This is a genomic window from Tautonia sociabilis (assembly GCF_003977685.1).
GTDB lineage: Bacteria > Planctomycetota > Planctomycetia > Isosphaerales > Isosphaeraceae > Tautonia > Tautonia sociabilis.
Genome location: NZ_RYZH01000117.1, coordinates 1 through 1,617, shown reverse-complemented (window position 1 = coordinate 1,617; position 1,617 = coordinate 1). Strand labels below are relative to the sequence as shown.

The following is a 1,617-nucleotide window of genomic DNA, read 5'->3' as shown; positions in this document are numbered from 1 at the left end:
GCTGTGTTGGTTCACCGTGAACTGGAATTCTCGCCGGTTGGCGTAAGCGAGGGGGGGACATCCTGTCGCGGATTTCGCAGGCATCCTGCCGCGAGGGTTTGACGCATTCGTGCCAATCCCGGAGCGGCACAGGGCGCGGGGCCGGGATGTCGCCCTCCGGTCCCGGCTCCGGTCTTGGCCCCTGGGTCGGCGCTCGGGGTGCTCCCCAGCAGAGCCCTATCCTCCGCCCAGGCCATCCACGATTGTCGTTTCACCAGGCGGCTCACGCAACCTCCCGCGTCGCCCGACGCAAGCGACGGCGGGTTTCCCGCGCCTCCTCCAGCTTGCGGTCCCGCTCGGCGAGGATCACCGCGTCCAAACCGGCGAGCTTGTCCATCGGTGTCACATAACCCAACGCACTATGCAGACGCACCTTGTTGTAATGATCAACGTACGACGCGATCAGACGCCGCGCCTCCTCCAGTGAGCCCGGCGCCGCGGGGCGAACGCACTCGCGTTTCAAGCTGCCGTGCCACCGCTCCAGCTTGCCGTTGGATTGCGGATAATACGGGCTGGTCCGCACGTGCGTGATCCCCGCGGCCCGGATGAACTCCTTGAAGTCCCGCGCGAGGAACTGCGGGCCGTTGTCGCTGATGATCCGCGGTTTCTGGTCCGGGTAGCGTTCCAAACCACGCTGCACGATCGTCTCCACGTCGCGTTCGGTCATCGATTCGCGGATCTCCCAGTGCACGATCGCCCGGCTGTAGCCGTCGAGCACGCTGGTCAGGTAGAAAAACGTCCCGCCGACGTTGACGTAGGAGATATCCACATGCCAGTGCTCGTGTGCCGTCAGCGGTTGCACGAAGCCGGTCCCCTTCTTCGACGGCGAGAACGACCGCCGGTCGAGCCGGCCCGCGGCTTTGAGCACCCGATAGACGGTCGCCGGGCTGGTCGCCACCACGTCATCGTCGAGCATCATGAAGGTCAACCGGCGGTAGCCCTCCAGGGGATGACGATCGTGGTAATCGACGATGGCCCGCTTCTCCCAGTCTTCGAGCCACCAGTCCCGGGGGACCTTGCCGTTGTGCTCGTTGACCTTGCCGTAGCGGCGTTTCCAGTCGTGAAACTTGCTGGTGCCCAGGCCGAGCCAACCCAGCAGCCGCCGGGCGGGCAACTCGGTGCGTTCGGTCCAGTGGTTCAGGAAGTCGACGATCTGGTCGCGGGTGTCATGGGGAACCCAGGCTCCGTTCAGGGTTCCCCATGTTCTTTTTTTAGTTTGACATGTTCCTCCATGAGTTCGGCGATGACCTCGTTCTTCTGAACGAGCTTGGCCTGGAGGTGCTCGATCTTCTTGTCCTTGACCTGCTCGACGCGAGGGGGCCGTCCGGGTCCGTGCTGGAACGCCTTGGCGGCCTGGTCGAGGACGAGCTTGACCCAGTTGTGGATCTGGCTGGGCTGGAGGCCGAACTCATCGGCGAGGTCGGAGATCGGCTCCTTGCCAGTGAGGTGGCGTCGAACGATCTGGGCCTTCTGGTCGGGCGTGAAGTGTCTGCGAGTCTGACTCATGGAAGGTGCCTCCGATTGGGGCCATACTAACCCAACCGGCAGAGCATTCCAGTTCCAGGTGAGGCACTACAG

Annotated in this window: 2 protein-coding genes; both read right to left on the bottom strand. The window is 64.0% G+C overall.

The annotated features are described in order from the left end of the window. Positions 1-262 precede the first annotated feature (262 nt). A complete protein-coding gene (locus tag TsocGM_RS25585) occupies positions 263-1,153 on the bottom strand; it encodes an IS3 family transposase (protein ID WP_126728286.1) in 891 nt (296 codons plus the stop codon). Positions 1,154-1,227: 74 nt separating this feature from the next. Further along, positions 1,228-1,545, bottom strand: a complete 318-nt coding sequence (locus TsocGM_RS25580) for a transposase (RefSeq protein WP_126728285.1) — start codon at positions 1,543-1,545, stop codon at positions 1,228-1,230. Between the last annotated feature and the right edge of the window lie 72 nt (positions 1,546-1,617).